Source organism: Agromyces humi, from assembly GCF_009720255.1.
Taxonomy (GTDB): domain Bacteria; phylum Actinomycetota; class Actinomycetes; order Actinomycetales; family Microbacteriaceae; genus Agromyces; species Agromyces humi.
In genome coordinates this window covers 1-1,535 of sequence record NZ_WJSP02000603.1, presented here as the reverse complement: position 1 = coordinate 1,535, position 1,535 = coordinate 1, and the positions used below count along the sequence as shown (strand labels likewise).

Sequence of the window (1,535 nt, the reverse complement as noted above, 5' to 3'; positions counted from 1 at the left end):
GGCCGCCGCGCGGAGGGCGGCCAGGTCGCGACGGTCGTAGTCGTCGAAGAGCGGGGCGGCCGGCCGCTGCCGACGTCGCAGGCGCGGCAGGCCGAAGACCAGGAGGCCGATCACCACGACCACCACCACCGTGATGACGAGGAGCCGCACCAGGACTGGCGCCGGGACCCCGGCCGCCCCCTCGAAGAGACTCACGAACCAGTCGCGGACCTGCTGCATGGCGAGGTCGAACGGCGTCGGCTGGGCGGCGCGGTACTCGGGCTTCGCCAGCTCGTCCTCGAGCCACCGGCGCGCCTCGGGCGCGTCGGGGTCCAGTGGTTCGAACAGGACGGTCAGGACCACGCGGCCGGAGGTTCGCTTCCACGCGGGGCGTACCCGGCCGGCACCCGATACGGGTCTTCTGTCGGCCGGCCCGCCTCGCGCAGCTCGACGTAGCGCTGGAGCTCGAGGTCGAGGCCTTCGCGCCGCATCCGGAGGTCGATGTAGATCACGGCCACGAGGGCCGCCTGGACCACCGCCGTGATGGCTCCGATGAGCAGTGAGAGGACCAGCGTGACGATCGTCGTGACCACGGTGACGGCGACGGCCGCACCGGTGCCCGACGGGTCGACGAGCACGGCCAGGATCGTGCCGACGATCGACACCGGCTGCACGACGACCTGCGCGGCCACGTTGAGGACGACGGCGACGAGCATGAGCACGCCGAACGTGCGCCAGTACGCGCCGTCGGTGAGCCGCCACGACCGCGCGACGGCGGCGCGGATGCCCACCTGTTCGAGCACGATGATGCTCGGCACGATCGCGAGCTTCACGCCGATCCAGAAGCCGGCCACCAGGAGCCCGAGGCCGAGGAGCAGGCCGACGACGATGCCGATGACGAGCCCCACCGGCGACGAGGTCGACACGGCGGCGAGGACGACCACCCCGACGATCACGCCGAAGGCGACGAGGAGCGCGGCGGCGACGAGGAGCGTCCACCCGATGAGGGGCCAGATGCGGGATGCCGCACGGCGCCACAGGGCGCCGAAGCCGAGCCGGTCGCCGACGGTGCCGGTCGCCACGTCGACGACCATGACGCCCTGCAGGAACGCGCTCGCGACGATCGACAGGAGCAGGGGCACGAGCGAGAGCAGGAGGAACCCGCCGACGGCCCCTGAGAGGATGGCGTCGGCATCGGCGCCGGTCGAGCCCTCGAGGCGCGACATGGTCAACCCGAGGAACGGCACGACGACGGCGGCGGTGGCGGCCACGGAGACGAGCTGCACGATCAGCCCGCTGCCGAACGTCGGGGCGGGGTTGCGCCGGAGCGTCCGGAACGGCGCCCACATCAGGGTTCCGAATCCCAAGGGCCGCAAGGGGAGGAGCCCGGGCTTCGGCGGCGGAACCCATCCTGCCGGCTACGGCGCGATCACGGCCGCGCCCGTGAACATCTCGAGGACCCGCAGTGCGCCGGTCGCGAAGACGACCGCGTCGTAGCGCTCGCGCAGCTCGTCGACCGTGATGTCGCGGCCGACCTCGACGTTGCCGATGAGGCG

1 protein-coding gene and 1 pseudogene are annotated in these 1,535 nt (G+C 72.6%); both read right to left on the bottom strand.

What is annotated here, in order from left to right; genetic code table 11:
* A pseudogene (locus tag GH736_RS22735) lies at positions 1-342 on the bottom strand (DUF4129 domain-containing protein); the annotation flags it as partial.
* Positions 333-1,346: a glycerophosphoryl diester phosphodiesterase membrane domain-containing protein gene (locus tag GH736_RS22730; RefSeq protein ID WP_159607267.1), complete on the bottom strand. Its 1,014-nt coding sequence runs from the start codon at positions 1,344-1,346 to the stop codon at positions 333-335. The gene GH736_RS22730 and the pseudogene GH736_RS22735, both read right to left, overlap by 10 nt.
* Positions 1,347-1,535 lie beyond the last annotated feature (189 nt).